Genomic DNA, 16,316 nt, shown 5'->3' on the forward strand with positions numbered 1-16,316 from the left:
GAAACGGTTGCTCATGTCCATGTGCGGGATTCCCTGACTCCATGCGCTGTCAACCCCGATAGAGTACACGGCCATTCTGTGCGACCCTCTGTCCTGTGTCGCGTGAGGTGCCGAATCGGAGCCATTGGTGGCGTCCGGTAGCGTCGGCATCTGCCAACGGCGCGGTCGCGCCGGAGGGTTTCCATGTCCGCTATCGCTCACATCCCCTTGAGTTCCCCAAGCCGAGTCCCGTCGGTAATGGGCGGCCTGGTGCTGGTCGCCACCGACGGCAACACGGTATCACACGAAGCCGTGTTCAACGCCGCGCGCCTGGCTGCGTCGGGATTCGGCGGCTCGATCGAGGTGATCGGTGTCTGTGAGCCGATGCCGGGTGTGGCGGCGGGCATGGACGTGCTGCCGGTGCCGGCGGAGCTCGACGAAGCGCGGCGCGGCACGATGCTCGACGACCTGCGTCGGTCGGTGAACATCGCGGCGGCCGGTGACCCGTCGTGGCCCATTCATGTGCTGGTCGGTTCGCCCGCCCGCACGCTGGCGTCGGAAGCCGAGCGGCGAGCTGCGGCGCTCCTCGTCATGGGCATTGGGCGACACAACCCGCTCGATCGCCTGTTCGGCACCGAAACCACGCTGGCCACGTTGCGGGAATCGCGCGTGCCCATTCTGGCGGTCGGTCCCAACTTCCCGGCGGCTCCCGCGCATGCGGTGGTGGGACTCGACTTCAGCACCGCCAGTGTCCAGGCCGCGCATCTGGCGCTGCGCCTGCTGGCGCCGGGCGGACGACTCACTCTGGTGCATGTGCGCCCCCGCTTCGAACACCCGAGCGCGGATTGGCAAGCCTGGGACGCGGAGTACGGCCGTACGCTGCCTCCGCTGTTCGAGCAGGTCAGCGCGCAGCTCGAGGTGCCGGCGGGGATCACGGTGGACACGGTGGCGGTGCGCGGCGACCCGGCGCCGGCGCTGCTGGCCTTCGCCCAGCAGGCGAACGCCGATCTCGTGGCCGTGGGCACACAGCGCCACTCGTTCTTCGAACGCCTCGTGGTGGGATCGGTGGCGACCCGCGTGTTGCGGACCTCGCGCGTGGGTGTGCTGGCGGTGCCGGCGAAAGCGCCGGAAAACTAGAAGACCCGCACGTTCACGTATCGCCGCGGGTTCTTCTTCACGTCGGCCACCAGCGCCCGCAGCTCCCGCACCAGCGAATCGCTCTGCTGATAGAGCGACGGATCGTTGATGAGCAGTCCCATGCTGCCGCTGGGACTGTTGGCCTTGGCGAACACCGAATCGGCGCGCGCCACGGCCCGTGAGAGACTGGCTTCGGTGCGGTCGAGACGGTCGGTGAGGTGCTTGAGGTTCTGCGCCGCCTGCACCAGCTCCCGCGCTGCACTCTGCGAGTTGGCGACGATGGTTTGCAGTTCACCGCGGCTGGTTGCGGAGTCCACGCGCCCGGCAAAGGCTTCAAGACGGTTGGCCGCTTCGTTGATGGTGCCGAGGCCGGTCTGCACGTTGGTGCTGATCCGGTCGAGGTTCTTGGACTGGGCGTTCACCGTGCGCGCGAGTTCGGCCGACAGCGCGGCGAAGTTGCGAATGCTTTCGCGCAGCTCGCGCGCGGCGGCGTCGTCGAACGCCACCTGCACCCGTTCGGCCACCTTGGCCACGTCGCCGCTGATGCGGCCGGCGACGGCGGTGAGTTGGGCGATGTCGGGGAGCACGGCGCCCGCGAGGGTGTCGCGACCGGTGCGGGCCTCGTCGATGGCGGCGCGCAGGTTGCGGTCGGGGGGCACCGCGTCGCGGCTGGTCACGGTTGCCTGCCATTCGCCGAACAGACTCGAGGCGGTGAGCAGCACGACGGGGTCCTTGGGCAGCTCGACGTCGCGATCGAGCCCGAGCTTGAGGACCACCCAATCGTTGTCGCCGAGGGCGATCTGCTCCACGCGCCCCGACCGCACCCCGCGAATGACCACGGGATTGCCCAGCGCCACGCCCCCCACGTCGCGGGACCGCACGATGAGATGTTTGGTGCGCCCGCCGAGGTCAGCCTGCTTGAGCCACAACGTAGCGCCGATGAGCACCACCACCGTGACGAGTACGGTGAGCCCGACGACGAAATCGCTGGTGCGTTTGCTGGTCGTCATTTGAGTGTTCGGTTGGTGAGCCAGACCACGGCCCAGAAGGCATCGAGCACGAGGATCATCACGGCGGAAATCACCACGGCGCGCGTGGCGCTGCGGCCGACCCCCTGCGCCCCACCTTGCGTGGTGAGCCCGGCCCGGCAGCCGATGAGCGCCACCGCGGCGCCGAAGCTGGCGGACTTCACGAGGCCGTAGCGCACATCGAAGCTGGTGAAGAAGACGCGCACGCCCTTGAGGAATTGCGGGGTGGTGATGTCGAGCAGCAGGAGCGAGGCGCCCCACCCCGACACCATGCCCACCAGCATGGCCACGCCCACCACGATGGGAAACATGGCCGCCGACGCCAGCACGCGCGGCACCACGAGATGGCTCATGGGGTCGAAGGTGAGCGTCTCGAGCGCATCGATCTGCTCGGTGACGCGCATGGTGCCCAGTTCGGCGGCGATGTTGGCGCCCACGCGACCGGCGAGAGCGAGGCCCGTGAGCACCGGCGCCAGTTCGAGGGTAACGGTCTTCTGCACCAGCGTGCCCACGAAATACGGCGGCACGAGGTCGCCAACGCTGTAGCTGGCGAGCAGCGCGAGCACGATACCGGTGAAGAGCGCGATGAAGATGCCGATGGGGAGCGATTCCACCCCCAGCACGCGCGCGTGCGTGGAGAATTCGGGGCCCCAGCTGCGAACGTCGCGCCCGGCGCGGACCACGTCGAGGACGAAACGCGTGCCGGTGCCGATCGGCTCGACGAGGGCGCGCGTGGTGCGCCCGACGGCGCTCACCTGCGTCTTCATCGCGGCCACCCCAGGGCGAGGCCGGCGGCGCTCCCCACGGCGAGCATCGCCAGACCGCCGGCGGCATGTCGCCGATAGCGCGCCTCACCAATGGCGAGCACGAGCCCGCACTTGAGCGCCGTGTTGGAGAGCACCCCTACCCCCACGGCCACCGCCGCCATGGGCACCGCGTTGGGGGACGCGGCATAGCGGGTCATGGACAGTGTGAGGGCATCCATGTCGGTGAGGCCGAGCACGGTGGCGGACGCGATCAGGCCGGACGCGCCGGCGTTCTGCTGAATCCACGCCAGCGCGAACAGGACCAGCTGAAACGCCACGGCCATTTGCAGCGACGAGGTGAGCCCCAGGGGGTTGTGCCCCAGCCCGTTGGCGGGGCGTGGGTCGCTGGCGGTGGGGGTGGCCAGGTGCGGTGCGGCGTGCGGTTCGGCGTGCGGTTCGGTGGCTGGCGTTCCCGCGGGGCGCGTATCGCGCTCGCGCCAGAGCACGAAGCCGATGAGGAGGAGCCCGGCGAGGAAGACCGGGCTCAGCACCGGGAGGAGCGCGAGCGCCAGCGGCGGGCGGAGCATGGTGGTGACCACGAGCAAGCGCGGGATGAGTACCGTGCAGGCGGCGACCACGCCGAGGGCGAGCGGCAGGGCGAGCGCCGGCTCCTCCCGACTGCGCCGGCTGAAGTTGAGGGTGACGGCGGTGCTGGAGACGAAGCCACCGATGAGCCCCGTGACCGCGAGGCCGCGCGTTTCGCCGATGAGCCGGCGCGTGATGTAGCCGGCAAAGTTGAGGGCGGAGAAGATGAGGACGACCATCCACAGCTGCCGCGGACGAAAGGCCTCGTAGGGGCCGTAGCCCGTGTCGGGGAGGACCGGAAGCACGACGAGCGCCAGCACGGCGAAGAGCAGGGCGGCGCGCATCTCGGCGGCATCCACCCGTTGGAGCGCCTGCTGGAGACGGGTCTTTTCGGCGAGCAGGACCACGGTGATGACCCCGACGGCGGCGGCGGGGGTGCGAACACCGAGCCCGGCCGTGAGTCCGAGGGCGACGACCAGGACGGCGACCACTTCGGTGGTGCCGTCGGTGGTGGTGCCGGGGCGGCGCATGGTGGCCCAGTAGGCGACGATAGGCATGAGCACCCCACCGGCGGCGATGACGGTGGCGAGCGCCGGATACCCGAGCCGCACCAGCCACCCGGCGAAGCCGCCGATGATGCCGAGCAGGGCAAACGTCCGCGCCCCGGCGAAGCGGCCGTCCGGCCCGTCGGTGTGCCCCGTCCACTCGCGCTGCACCCCCACGGCGAGGCCCACGAGTGCGGCCACGAGGAGGTCGAACGCCAAGGAGAGATCAAGCATCTGGATGAATGGTACAGCGCGGGGGGAGGGGGTGCGGAGAGGGAAAACCGCACAAGGGAAGGGGATACGGTGCGGGAAGTGGGTGGGGGGCGAGCGCCGGGAGTTGGGGGATGTACTATCCAATCATCCGGATGTCCGGATATATTGCTCGGATGACTGCCCCGCGCCTGGCAATTCACGACCGAATGGTCGAGCTCGCCGACACCACCCGGTGTCGGCTGCTGGTAGCGCTCGAGCGGCAGGAGCTCACCGTGGGGGAGTTGGCGCTGGCGCTGCAGCTGCCGCAGAGCACGGTGAGCCGCCACCTGCGCATTCTGGCCGATCAGGCGTGGGTGTCGTCGCGGGCGGAAGGGGCGAGTCGGTGGTACCGCCGCAATCCCACGCTCGATCCCGCCATGCTGGGACTGTGGGAGCTGGTGCGCGGCGCGATGGCCGACACCCCCGCTGCGGTGCAGGATGCGGCCCGCATCGACGCGGTGCTCGCGTCGCGCCGCGCCGTGACGCAAGCGTTCTTCGCGACCGCCAGCGCCGAATGGGACGCGCTGCGCACCCAGATGTTCGGCGCGCGCGCCGACCTCACAGCGGCATTCGCGCTGCTGTCGCCCGACCTGGTGGTGGGCGATCTGGGGTGTGGCACGGGCGCGCTCAGCGCCGCCCTCGCGCCCCATGTGCAGCACGTGCACGCGGTGGACGCGTCGCCGGCGATGCTCGCGAGCGCGCGCACGCGCCTGGTGGCGTTTCCCAACGTGCAGGTGGACGAGGGCGCCCTCGAGGCGTTGCCGCTGTACGACGGCGTGCTCGACGTGGCCGTGCTCATGCTCGTGCTGCACCACGTGAGCGATCCGGTGCGCGCGCTGCGCGAGGTGCACCGCGTGCTGCGTCCGGGCGGGCGCGTGCTCATTGGCGACATGCGCCCGCATACGCACGAGCGCTATCGCGAACAGATGGGACACGTGTGGTTGGGCTTCGATGATCACACGCTGCAGGACTGGTTGCACGAGGCGGGCTTCGTGCAGCCGCGATACGTGCCGCTCCCCGTGGACACGGATGCGAGCGGTCCGGCGTTGTTCAGCTGTACGGCGGTGGCGATGCCGCGGCCGATGATGGTGTTGTCGTAACGAAGATCGCGCAGGGCGGGCGAGTATGCAGTTCTCAGTTGTAGTTGTCAGTCATCAGTTCACTGAAAACCGACAACTATCACTACCAACTACACACTCGTCCGACGCCACAGAAACCAATCCCAATTCGAACCGAATCCATGGCCACCTCCGTCATGACCGAACACGGCGTCGCGCTGCTGACGTCGCTCGACCGTCCCGCCTTTGCCGTGCGCGATCTCGCGCTGGCCGAGTGGGGCCGCAAGGAAATCCGCCTCGCCGAGCAGGAGATGCCCGGCCTCATGGCGCTGCGCGCGGAGTTCGCCGGCAAGGCGCCGCTCACGGGCGCCAAGATCATGGGCTCGCTGCACATGACGGTGCAGACGGCGGTCCTCATCGAGACGCTCGTGGCGCTCGGCGCCGACGTGCGCTGGGTGTCGTGCAACATCTTCTCCACGCAGGATCATGCGGCCGCCGCGGTGGCCGTGGGCCCCACCGGCACGGTGGAAAACCCCAAGGGCACGCCGGTGTTCGCGTGGAAGGGGGAGACGCTCGAGGAATACTGGTGGTGCACCGAGCAGGCGCTCATGTGGCCCGACGGCACGGGCCCGAACCTGCTGCTCGACGACGGTGGCGATGCCACGCTGCTCGTGCACAAGGGCACCGAGTACGAGGCGGCCGGCGCGGTGCCGGGCTTCGACAGCGACAATGAGCCGGAAGAGTGGGGCGTGATTCTCGACCTGCTGCGTGCGGAGCAGCAGAAGAATCCCGGCCGCTGGACCAAGGTGCTCGCCGGCATTCGCGGGGTGTCGGAAGAGACCACCACGGGCGTGCATCGCCTGTACGAGATGGAGCGCGCCGGCACGCTGGCCTTCCCAGCCATCAACGTGAACGATGCGGTGACCAAGTCGAAGTTCGACAACCTGTACGGCTGCCGTCACTCCGTGGTGGACGGGCTCAACCGCGCCACCGACGTGATGCTTGCCGGCAAGATCGTGGTGGTGCTGGGCTACGGCGACGTGGGCAAGGGGTGCGCGCAGGCGCTCAAGGGCCAGGGCGCCCGCGTGATCGTCACGGAAATCGATCCCATCTGCGCGCTGCAGGCGGCGCTCGAGGGGTATCAGGTCACCACGCTTGAAGACATCGTGGAGCAGGCGGACATCTTCGTGAGCGCGACGGGCAACAAGAACGTCATTACGGTCGAGCACATGAGCCGCATGAAGGACAAGGCCATCGTGAGCAACATCGGCCACTTCGACAACGAGATCGACATGGCCGGTCTCAAGAAGGTCGAAGGGATGAAGCGCATCAACATCAAGCCGCAGTACGACGAGTTCGTGCTGCCGAACGGCCGCTCCATTCTCATCCTAGCCGAAGGGCGTCTCATGAACCTCGGCTGCGCCACGGGCCACCCGAGCTTCGTGATGAGTGCCAGCTTCAGCAATCAGGTGCTGGCGCAGCTCGAGCTGCACGCCAACGCCGACCAGTACGCGAAGAAGGTGTACACGCTGCCCAAGCATCTCGACGAGAAGGTGGCGCGTCTGCATCTGGACAAGCTGGGCGTGAAGCTCACGCAGCTCACGCCCGATCAGGCGGCGTACATCGGCGTGGACATGCAGGGACCGTACAAGGCGGCGCACTACAAGTACTGAGAGACAGGGAGCAGGAGGCAGGGAGCAGGAAGTGGTGTCGAGGCGCCGTCACGATGCTCGTGGCGGCGCCTCGGTAGTTTCGGTGTTATGCTCAAGCCATGAGGAAATCACTGACATTGGGCGCGAGTGTGCTTTCACTGATTCCGCTGCTGCTGGGGGCGCAGTCCACCCGGCCGGCGCGTATCAGCGGCACGGTATTCGACAGCACGCTCAGTGCGCCGCTCGGGCAGGCCACGGTGGACGTCGTGGACGCGAATGATCCGCTTCGGCTGTGGACCACCACCACCGATGCCAAGGGCGAGTTCACCTTCGAGGCGTTGCCACCGGGCCGCTACGCCGTGGCGGTGTCGCATCCGCGGCTCGACGCCCTCGGCATTCGGCAACTGTCCCGTGGCGTCGCGGTACGGGCCGGCGAACGCGAACGTGTGCGCCTGGGCGTGCCGTCAGCGCCCACGCTCATTGGCCAGGTGTGCGGTGACAGCATCGTGGGGCAGCGTCTCGGTTATGTGCGCGGCGTGTTGCGCGATGCCGACCGCGCCCCGTTGGCGGTGTCCGGCACCGTGCGGCTGCATTGGCTCGAGCTGTCCATTGCCGAAGGGGGCATCGGGCGGCAGATCGCCTCGGTCGAGGCGCGCGCCGACGACAGCGGCCGTTTCACCGCCTGCGGCGTGCCAGCCGAAGGGGTGCTGCAACTGCGTGCCTGGAGTGGCGGCGATTCCACCGGGGTACTGGAGCTGAGTGTACCGTACAACGGCATCCTGCTGCGCGACCTGTACGTGGGGCGCGGCCGTACGGCCACCGTGGCGTGGCGTGACTCCGTTCCGCTCACGACCGCGGAGGCTATCGCCGACACCGGGGCCGTGGAAGTGCGCGTGCGCCGCGGCGATGGCATCCTGCGGGGCACGACACGTGCCGGCGAAGGCACGGCGGTCTCTGATGTGCGCGTGTCGGTGTGGGGAACGGGCCTCGGCGTGCGCACCACGGCCGAGGGGCAGTTCTTTCTCAACGACTTGCCACTGGGCTCACATACGGTGGACGTGCGCGCGATCGGGTATCTGCCCACCCGCCAGATCGTGGATGTGCTGCCCGGCGACAGCGGACGGATCGAGTTCAACCTCGATCGCATGGCACGGCTCGACACGATCCGCATCATGGCCACGCGCGAGCAGATCCTCGAGCGGCGCCTCGCCGAGTTCGAGCTCAATCGCAAGACGCGCGGCATGGGCCGCTTCATTGCGCCCGAGGCCCTCGAGCGGCATCCGCCGCTGCGTGTGGCCGACATGTTTCGCACCATCCCGGGGCTGCGTGTGGTACCGGCGGCCGGGGGCGACGTGGTGGTCATGCGCGGGCAGTCATTCGGCCAGTGGTGTGCGCCCGAGTTGTGGATCGATGGCGTTCGCACGGTGACCAACATGGGGCTCGACGTGCTGGTGAATGCGCAGGATGTGCTGGCCGCGGAGGTGTACAACAGTGGCGCCGCCGTGCCGGCGCAGCTGGCAGGGTTCACCGGGTGCGGGGCCATCGTGCTGCATACGGGCATGCGGGAGCGCGCCAAACGCTGACATTGGAGATGGACGTTTCCGGTACCTCTCCCCGTCGGGCTCGGTCGTGGCGCGTCGCGATGCCATCGACCGTGTGGCTGCTGGCGCTGAGCCTGGCGCCGTGCGCCGTGCACGCGCAGGTGCCGGCGGCACCGCCGCCGCAGGTGTTGCCGCGGCGAGTGCTGCCGGGTGATTCGTCGCTGCGCCCACTGCCGGCGCTGCATGACTCGGTGCGCTACACGCTCACCATGTACCGGGATGCCGACGAGATTCCGGTGGGGCGCCTCACGGAGCTGTGGCGCACCGACAGTGCGAGCGGCACGGCGCTGGTGTTGCGCGTGCAGCGCCTGCAGCGCGCCACGATGCAGCTCATCGACTCCACGTGGACCGATGCGCGCACGCTGGCGCCGCGCGCCCGTCGCTCGCTGCAGCAGACCCGTCGCGTGCTGCTGGAGTTCAGCGGCGCGCGGGTGAAGGGCTCGCTCGCGCCGCTCGACGCACCGCCGGTACCGCTCGATACGACACTGCGCCTCGCGCCCTTCGACGCCGGCAACTGGGAGATCGTGCTGCGCGCGCTGCCGCTGGCAATCGGGTACGCCGCGCGCTTGCCGGTATACGACCTCGATGGCGGCCTGCGCGAGTATTTGGTGCAGGTGACCGGCCAGACCACCATCCAGGGGGAAGCCGCGCACGTGGTGGTGCTCACCCTCGCCCGCAATCGTGAGTCGGTGGTGTGGGTGAGTGCGGAAACCGGCCAGGTGCTGCAGATCGAAACGATGCTGGGGGAGACGACCCTGCTGCGGCAGGTGCGGGTGCGTCCCTGACGTGCTCCGGCCTCAGAAGGTTCGCCCGATTTCGAATACCAGACCGTCGCCGCGTGTCCCCGGCGTGTTGGTCAGCTTGTAGCCGAGGATGACGACCGTGCGGCCACGGTGGTAGTTGAAGCCCGGCACGAAATCGGCGAATTCGTGCTGCCCGGCCCACCACTCTCCCAGCAGCGTGATGTCGTGCAGCGTGTGCCCCAGCGCCCCCGGCAACGCGGCGAGCGGCTGTTCGAAGCTGCCCATGAAGTGGGTGGTGGACTTGCCGAACATGGCCTTGGGGCCGTCGCTCACCCCCGCCATGAGGCGGGTGCGCAGCACGGGCAGCCGCACGCTCGACTGCAGGTAGCTCCACACCCCCAGTCGTTCGCCTCGCAGCGGAATGGCGACCATCTGTCCTGCGCCCACCTTGGCTTCCCACTGGGGGGCGCGGGTGGCCAACCCAGGGATGTCGGCGGCCCCCTTCCACCCTACCCCAAGGGTGGCGAGGCGTTTGAGCGGGGTGCCGACGTTGTAGGCGGTCACGGCGAGCTCGACATGTCTCGTCACGCCGTAGGTGACGAAGTGGGTCGTCTGCCAGAAGCTGGTGTCACCCCAGGAACGGATTTGGGACTCGTGCAGGGCGAACACCCGACCCTTGGGTGTCTGATCTATTGATGGCGCGTTGATGACGGTTTGCTGTGCGAAAGCAGGTCGAATCGAGGCCAAGGATACCAGGGCGAGACCGAGCGCGCGCAGCAGGCGAGACGTCCTGCGGCGGGAGACCGAACCAGGCAACATGGGGCAAACGGCGAGGCGTGAGCGAACGACGCCATGGACGCCACCAGGGGGCGCGCGACAGACCACGGCACGAAGGACGTGCGGTGGTCTCGCGCGCTGCGGTGCTCTGTCGAGTCACTCCGCAGGCGGGCAACCGGAGGCCAGTGGCCTCGTATTGACGATTGCCCGCTCCGCCGGCGCTGCCGGCGGATGGCTACTCCCCAGCCAACGGCGGGGAACCTAGAACGTCCTGTCCCGTCAGTCAACGGGCCCGTTCCGTCACGCGGCGGCCGCTACATGGGCTTCCGCACGATCACGCCGATCACGATGAAGAAGAGCAGGACGGTCGGGACTTCGTTGATCCAGCGGCACGCGGTCTCGCTGAGGAAGTAGTCCTTGGCGAGGAAGCGCTTGCGGGTGTGCGAGGCGAAGCCGTGGTAGCCGAGCAGGAAGACGATGGCCCCCAGCTTCATGTGCATCCACGGCATGCGGAGCAGCTCCGGCTGCAGCACCAGCATGGTGGTGCCGAGGGCCAGCGAGACGATCATGGCCGGCATCATGATGCCGCGCAGCAGCCGGCGCTCCATGACCTCGAGCGTAGCGGTGACCGCCGGCTCGTCACGCTTTTGCACGTGGTAGACGTAGAGGCGGAAGATGTAGAAGAGCCCCGCGTACCACGCGATGACCGCGATGACGTGAAACGCCTTGATCCAGAGATAGTGGGCAGCCATGCCGCCTAAGATATCCCGGTGACCTCGAAGCGGCAGCAGCGGCCGCCCAACGCCTGGCACTCCACTTCCCGCACGGTGGCGTGCGGTGTGACCAGGGTGCGAATGAGGCGGGCGAAGGTCCACGCGTTGGCGCGCATGGCCTCCAGCAGGAGCCGGAGTCCGGCGCGCCGGGGCAGCCACCGCATGAGCCACTGCGCCGGCCGCGGGATGCGATGCGCCATGAGGTAGTCGGCGGTGCGCCCGCCGGCTTCGTGCAGCAACCGGGTGCCCGGCTGCTCGCCCAGCTCGCGCATCACGGCGCGTACGAACGCCTGGGCCTCACGTTCGTCCACCATGGCTCCCGGCAGCGCCCCCAGCGCATAGCCGGTGCTGGACACGAGCAGGCGCGCCGCCACCGACTCGCCGTGGTGGTCGCGCACGAGCGTTTCGATCTCGTCCACAAAGCTCTTCGGATCACGCGTGCGGTACTTGCGCCAGAACTTCCACTGCCTGCAGAAGCGGCAGGTGAACGGGCGGCCGCGCGGGGGTGGCCACCACCGGCCCGTCCTCCACGAACGCGATACCCTTGATGTCGCGGCGGGTGGCGAGTGCCGTGCCATCACGCAGATGCTGCATCAGCTCCGCGATGATCTCCTCCCCTTCGCCGCGCACGATGTAATCGATCCACGGCGCTTCGTGAAACACCTGCTGGTACATGAAGGTGGGGTGAATGCCGCCCAGGATGGTGTGGGCGCGGGGATTCACCTCCTTCGCGATCTCCAGCGTCTTCTGCGCCTGGTAGATCATGGGCGTGATGGCGGTGGCCAGCACGGCGTCGGGCTTGAGCTCGACGAGCCGACGACGCAGCGCAGCGTCGTCGATGTGGTTGGTCATGGCGTCCACGCAGGTGATGTCCGTGAAGCCCGCGTGCTTGAGGGCGCCGCCGATGTACGCCACCCACCCGGGGGGCCAGTTGCCGGCGATTTCGGCGCCGCCGGCGTGATAATTGGGCTGAACGAACACCAGCTTCATCGTGGCTCCCCTGTGCGTGTGAAAAGACAGCTACGGGGTGCCGAGGACGGGCGGGGCCTACAGTCGGCGGTTTTGCCGTGGGGCGGTCGGGGAATCGCCTACAGGCGCAAGCGCACGCGGATGTGGGATTGGGGGCGACGTGGGACGCGGCTGCCGTCTGTTGTTCGCCGTTCAGCGCCCTGCCACCCGCACCTGGTCTGCCACGCGCGCAACTCGCCGCTTGGCCATATCGATAGCCGCCGCAAGGTTGGCCGGCCCCACCACCATCTCCGGCACACGCCCGATGGCGCCCAGGTAGTAGTCGCGCCACACATTCAGGATGTGCTGTTCGCGCTCGCGGCTACCGCCGCGGGCCAGCGTATCACGCGACAGCGCCGCCTGGGTGCGGAGGGTACGCTCGGCGGTGGTGGCCAGTTCGGCCAGCGCGGCGCGCGCCACGGCCGGCGTGCCCTCAGTGAGCAGCAGCCCGGTCGTGAGCGCGCAGGCGCCCACGTGGCCCAGCGTAGTGGCACTCACATTCTCGATGCGATCGAGATCGGTATGGTAGAACACATCGGTGAAGTGCCAGAGCAGCACCGCCGGGATCTTCGCATTGAGGAAGGGCGTGTGGTCGCTGCCCCCCTCGAACGGATTGGCCTTCACCACCCATCCGGTACGGCGGGCGCGGTCGAGACAGCGCTGCCGCACGAAGTCGTTGAACCAGTGGTGTACGATGGCCGACTCGGCGATGGGCCGTCCGCCCCACTCGCTGTGCTGGTCGTCGCCGCGCACCCACACCGCCGAGGGGTCGGGCATCTTCTCGATGAGGAAGGTGCCGCCGGTGCGTGCCGTGTTTTCGCCCACCATGTCGAGCGACATGCCCCACTTGACGCCGGCGCGCCGCACGCTGTCCTCCTTGAGGAAGCGGTCGGTGCTGCGAATCTCGTCGCCCCACAGAAACGTGAGCGTACGCTGCGGGCGGGCGGTGCCGTTGCGCACCAGCATGGCCGCCACGCGCGCCATCTCGGCGAGCGCGCCCACGCCGGAGGCGTTGTCGTTGGCGCCCGGTTCCTGCACATGCGCCGAGTACACGAACCGTTCGTGCGGTGCCGAACGGCCACGCACTTCGGCCACGAGCGTGCGCTCGGGGCGGCGCGCGAACGCCGTGCGCACGAGGGCGTGTACCTGCACCGGCCCCGCCCGCAATGCCGCCTGCAGCGTGTCGTACGAGGTACGCGAGACGAAGAGCACCCACCCCTGGTTCACGGTGTCACGCGCAATGCCAGTGAACTGGATGGCGCTTGGGTGCTTGGTTTGCTGGTTGTATGCGGGGAGCGTTTGCGACGCGAGTACCCCGAGCGCGCCGGCACGCTGGGCGCGCGGCAGGACGTTGCGCGCGTTACCGGTGGTGAGCACCACGGCCCCCCGCACGTTGAGGGCGCGGAACGCCGAGTCGCTGCCGGTGCCCACGTCCACGAGCGGGGCGGTGATGCCGCTGTCGGCGGTGGACGCCGAGTTGATGGCAATCATGTTGAGATTGCCGGCGAGCGTCTGCAGCGGGCCAGTGCGTCCCGCGATGGTCAGGCGCGCGTCGTGCGGTGTCCATGCGTCGCCGGCCATGGGGCGCGACTCGATGCGATACACCAGCCGCGTGCCCGGCGCGGCCGTGGCTTCGTCAACGTAGCCGGCGGCGCGCAGCAGCGACGCCACCGAATCGATGGCCAAGTCGAAGCCCTCGTTCCCCGGGAGGCGGAAACGGCGCTGCACGTAGTCCACGGTGGTGTAGGCGCGCGACCCACTGATGCCGCGGTGCACCGCCTCGGTGATGCGCGCAAAGGCGGCCGGTATGGCACCCTTCTGCGCCCGGAGTGCCGCGTGCGGCACGCCGAGCAGGGTGCCCAGCACGGGAACAACGAGCCGGAGCGGGACCACGGACCGTACGCCGCGCAGACGCGGCGTCACGGCTTGGGCGCGGAGGCGGGCTTGGCGGGCATGCGCCAGTCGTTGCGCAACCAGTCCACGACCATGGCGATCTCCCGGTCGGAGAGACTCTTCTCCTTGCCGAACGACGGCATGCGGTCGTTGTCGCGACCGAAGAAGCGCGGGTGCTCCGGGTCGTTGATGAAGGCGATCATGTACTCGCGTGACCCCCAGCCGGTGAGCTCGGGGCTGTCAGTCCCGACGTCCTCGAACCGGTGGCAGGAGGCGCAGCCGTAATCGGTGTTGCGCAGGAACTCCCGGCCGGCGGCAATGCGCGCGCTGTCGCGCTGGTCGATGGCGCGCTGCCCGGGGAGTTGGGCCTGCGCCGAGAGCGCAAACACCACGTTCTGGCGGGTCAGCTTCTCCTCGGCGGTCTCGGGTTGGTGATCACCCAGCCATCCCACCATGTCCCCTTCGGCGTGGTAGGTGCCGCCCCAGTACTTCTTCGAGAGGATGGTGTCAGCGTGCAGGAAGCCGCTCAGCCAGCGGCGTGAGGCGAAGTCCTTGAGGTCGGAGGCGGAGATGGAGTCGGCCGGCAGCGGGTAGCCCATGCCGTCGTGCCCGTCGAAGCGATGACAGGAGGCACAGTTGCGGGAGAAGATGCGCGGACCCTGCGTGTACGGATCATCGCGCATGACCGAGAGCGCGCCGGTGATGGGGATGCCGGCACTCGCGAGTTGCACGGCGCGTTCCGCATCGCGTGTCGCCACACGGCGCGACACCTGGTAGTCGCTGTCGGCGCGGTCGGCGGTGATGGCCTGCACGGTGAGTAGGCCGGCGCCGGCGAGCAGTACGCCCAGCACCCCCACGTTGAAGCGATGCCCCAGGCGCCACCGTCCGAGGAAGGGCATGGCCACGATGAGCAGCAGCACCAACGTGGGGAGGATGATGGCGCCGATGATTTCCGTCTTCCCCGGGAAGTACTTGAGAAACTGGAAGAGGAAGAGGAAGTACCACTCGGGGCGTGCTGCCGCGAACTGCTCGGCCGGGTCGGCGGGGGCGCCCAGCGGGGCGCCATGTTCGCGCACCGCAAACCACAGCACGGCGGCGAACACGGCGAGACAGGCAACGGCATCGCGCAGCACCTGCTCGGGCCAGAAGCCTTCGTCGGGCTTGCGAATGGGTTGCTTGGGGGTGAGGCCGTGGCGCCGGAAGAGATAGACGTGCCCCACGATGAGCAGTCCGATCGTGAGCGGCACGAGGCCGGCGTGCAACGCGAAGAAGCGCGTGAGCGTGTGATGCCCATAGCTGGCGCCGCCCACCAGTACGGTTTGCAGCGCGGGGCCAATACCGGGACTCATCCCGACGAGGTTGGTGGAGACGGCGGTGGACCAGTAGCCGTTCTGGTCCCACGGCAGCAGGTAGCCGGTGAGCGACAGCGCCAGCACGAGCAGCAGCAGCGCCACGCCGAACCAGAAGTTCACCTCGCGCGGGGCCTTGTAGGCGCCGTCGATGACCACCTGCATGAGGTGCAGCACCAGCAGGGCGGTCATCGCCTGCGCGGCAAAGTGATGGATGCCGCGCAGCAGCCAGCCGCCCCACATCTGGTGCTGAATCCAGTACACGCTTTCCCACGCCGTCTGCGAACTGGGACTGTAGGACATCCACAGGATCAACCCGGTGATGACCTGCACCGCGAAGAAGAAGGTGAGGGTGCTCCCCCAGACGTAGCGCCAGCGGGCGCCGCCGGGGACGTTCTCGAAGAGCGCCTCGTGCAGCAGTCCCTTGTAGCCGGTCCGGTGATCGAGCCAGTCGCGGAGTCCGCTCATCAGACGGCAACCCGTTCGGGCGAACCCTTCCGGAAGTTCTGGAACTTCACCCAGACTTCACCGTTCCGGACCACCGCTTCCAAGGGGTCCATGCCGCGCGGGCTCGGGCTCTTGGGGTCGGCGATGCTGCCGTCGAGCGCGAAGCTGCTCTTGTGGCAGGGGCAGAAGTAGCCGCGCCCCGCGGCGTTGTAGCCCACGCTGCAGCCGAGGTGCGGGCACACGGAATGCAGCGCCCGCACGGCGTTCTCCCCGGTGCGCTGCAAGTAGACGCTGCCCACGGGCACATTCTCGGTGCGGTTCCACGCATCGACGAGCGTATCGAGCACGGGGAACTTGCGGGGCACACCGTCCTCGGGAAGCGCGGCGAACGAGGTGACCCGCACCATGCCGCGCGTGTCGCTGCGGCGGCGGAGCGGGTCGAGGATGGGAAAGAGCCCGGCGATGGGCGCGGCCAGGGTAATGATGCCGCCCACGATCGCGGCGGAGACCTTGGCGACGAAGGTCCGCCGATCGGAAGGGGGGACGGGGGCGTGTTCGGACATGATGGTCGTGCACTCCGGGACGAACGGGGGCCGCAGCCGGGGAAGGACGCGCGGCAAACGGCGCGGGGGCTGGGGAGATGATACGTGACGGTACCGCGATTCGCTGGCCGCCAGCGAATCGCCCCGTTTGCGCGTACTGCCAACGGGTTCCCGCCGGTGCATCGGACGGGTCCGCACCAT

General features: G+C 68.6%; 14 protein-coding genes and 1 pseudogene. 5 read left to right on the top strand and 10 right to left on the bottom strand.

The features are described from left to right. Positions 1 to 183: 183 nt before the first annotated feature. Positions 184 to 1,116, top strand: coding sequence for a universal stress protein (locus tag O9271_RS17575; RefSeq protein WP_298272606.1), 933 nt, complete (start codon positions 184 to 186; stop codon positions 1,114 to 1,116). Here the strand turns inward: O9271_RS17575 and O9271_RS17580 are convergent. The 3 genes from O9271_RS17580 to O9271_RS17590 are packed head-to-tail and all read right to left on the bottom strand — an operon-like array spanning position 1,113 to position 4,254. Then, the gene (locus tag O9271_RS17580) at positions 1,113 to 2,126 is read right to left on the bottom strand and encodes an MlaD family protein (RefSeq protein WP_298272609.1); all 1,014 of its coding nucleotides are present in this window, start codon (positions 2,124 to 2,126) and stop codon (positions 1,113 to 1,115) included. The genes O9271_RS17575 and O9271_RS17580 overlap by 4 nt on opposite strands. Then, positions 2,123 to 2,911 carry an ABC transporter permease gene (locus O9271_RS17585; protein ID WP_298272612.1) on the bottom strand — a complete coding sequence of 263 codons (789 nt, stop codon included), beginning with the start codon at positions 2,909 to 2,911 and terminating at the stop codon, positions 2,123 to 2,125. Before O9271_RS17585 ends, O9271_RS17580 begins: the two co-directional genes overlap by 4 nt. After that, positions 2,908 to 4,254 carry an MgtC/SapB family protein gene (locus O9271_RS17590; protein WP_298272614.1) on the bottom strand — a complete coding sequence of 449 codons (1,347 nt, stop codon included), beginning with the start codon at positions 4,252 to 4,254 and terminating at the stop codon, positions 2,908 to 2,910. Before O9271_RS17590 ends, O9271_RS17585 begins: the two co-directional genes overlap by 4 nt. Before the next feature lie 152 nt (positions 4,255 to 4,406). Here O9271_RS17590 and O9271_RS17595 point away from each other — a divergent pair, with 152 nt between their 5' ends. From O9271_RS17595 to O9271_RS17610, 4 genes are all read left to right on the top strand, one after another. Further along, complete coding sequence (locus tag O9271_RS17595) at positions 4,407 to 5,372, top strand: metalloregulator ArsR/SmtB family transcription factor (protein WP_298272617.1); 966 nt, start codon at positions 4,407 to 4,409, stop codon at positions 5,370 to 5,372. Between the two features lie 155 nt (positions 5,373 to 5,527). Beyond that, positions 5,528 to 7,003 carry an adenosylhomocysteinase gene (gene ahcY / locus O9271_RS17600; protein WP_343213938.1) on the top strand — a complete coding sequence of 492 codons (1,476 nt, stop codon included), beginning with the start codon at positions 5,528 to 5,530 and terminating at the stop codon, positions 7,001 to 7,003. Positions 7,004 to 7,101: 98 nt separating this feature from the next. After that, positions 7,102 to 8,565 carry a carboxypeptidase regulatory-like domain-containing protein gene (locus O9271_RS17605; protein ID WP_298272624.1) on the top strand — a complete coding sequence of 488 codons (1,464 nt, stop codon included), beginning with the start codon at positions 7,102 to 7,104 and terminating at the stop codon, positions 8,563 to 8,565. Between the two features lie 59 nt (positions 8,566 to 8,624). Further along, entirely contained in the window at positions 8,625 to 9,368 is a 744-nt protein-coding gene (locus O9271_RS17610; protein WP_298272626.1) for a hypothetical protein, read from the top strand. Between the two features lie 12 nt (positions 9,369 to 9,380). Here the strand turns inward: O9271_RS17610 and O9271_RS17615 are convergent, their stop codons facing one another. From O9271_RS17615 to O9271_RS17645, 7 genes and pseudogenes are all read right to left on the bottom strand, one after another. Then, on the bottom strand, positions 9,381 to 9,914 hold the full coding sequence (locus O9271_RS17615; protein WP_298272629.1) for a hypothetical protein: 534 nt from the start codon (positions 9,912 to 9,914) through the stop codon (positions 9,381 to 9,383). 503 nt (positions 9,915 to 10,417) lie between these two features. Next, positions 10,418 to 10,855, bottom strand: coding sequence for a protoporphyrinogen oxidase HemJ (gene hemJ, locus O9271_RS17620; protein WP_298272633.1), 438 nt, complete (start codon positions 10,853 to 10,855; stop codon positions 10,418 to 10,420). Positions 10,856 to 10,860: 5 nt separating this feature from the next. After that, positions 10,861 to 11,274 (bottom strand): bacteriochlorophyll 4-vinyl reductase, encoded by a 414-nt coding sequence (gene bchJ, locus O9271_RS17625; protein WP_343213939.1) that lies wholly within the window; start codon positions 11,272 to 11,274, stop codon positions 10,861 to 10,863. Further along, a pseudogene (locus tag O9271_RS17630) lies at positions 11,263 to 11,866 on the bottom strand (cobalamin-dependent protein); the annotation flags it as partial. The pseudogene O9271_RS17630 and the gene bchJ, both read right to left, overlap by 12 nt. Before the next feature lie 171 nt (positions 11,867 to 12,037). Then, entirely contained in the window at positions 12,038 to 13,807 is a 1,770-nt protein-coding gene (locus O9271_RS17635) for a M28 family peptidase (protein WP_298272643.1), read from the bottom strand. Then, positions 13,804 to 15,594 carry a cytochrome b N-terminal domain-containing protein gene (locus O9271_RS17640; protein ID WP_298272646.1) on the bottom strand — a complete coding sequence of 597 codons (1,791 nt, stop codon included), beginning with the start codon at positions 15,592 to 15,594 and terminating at the stop codon, positions 13,804 to 13,806. The genes O9271_RS17635 and O9271_RS17640 overlap by 4 nt, the downstream gene beginning before the upstream one ends. Then, on the bottom strand, positions 15,594 to 16,136 hold the full coding sequence (locus O9271_RS17645) for a Rieske (2Fe-2S) protein (RefSeq protein ID WP_298272649.1): 543 nt from the start codon (positions 16,134 to 16,136) through the stop codon (positions 15,594 to 15,596). The genes O9271_RS17640 and O9271_RS17645 overlap by 1 nt, the downstream gene beginning before the upstream one ends. Positions 16,137 to 16,316: the final 180 nt, after the last annotated feature.

This window comes from Gemmatimonas sp. (assembly GCF_027531815.1).
Lineage (GTDB): Bacteria > Gemmatimonadota > Gemmatimonadetes > Gemmatimonadales > Gemmatimonadaceae > Gemmatimonas.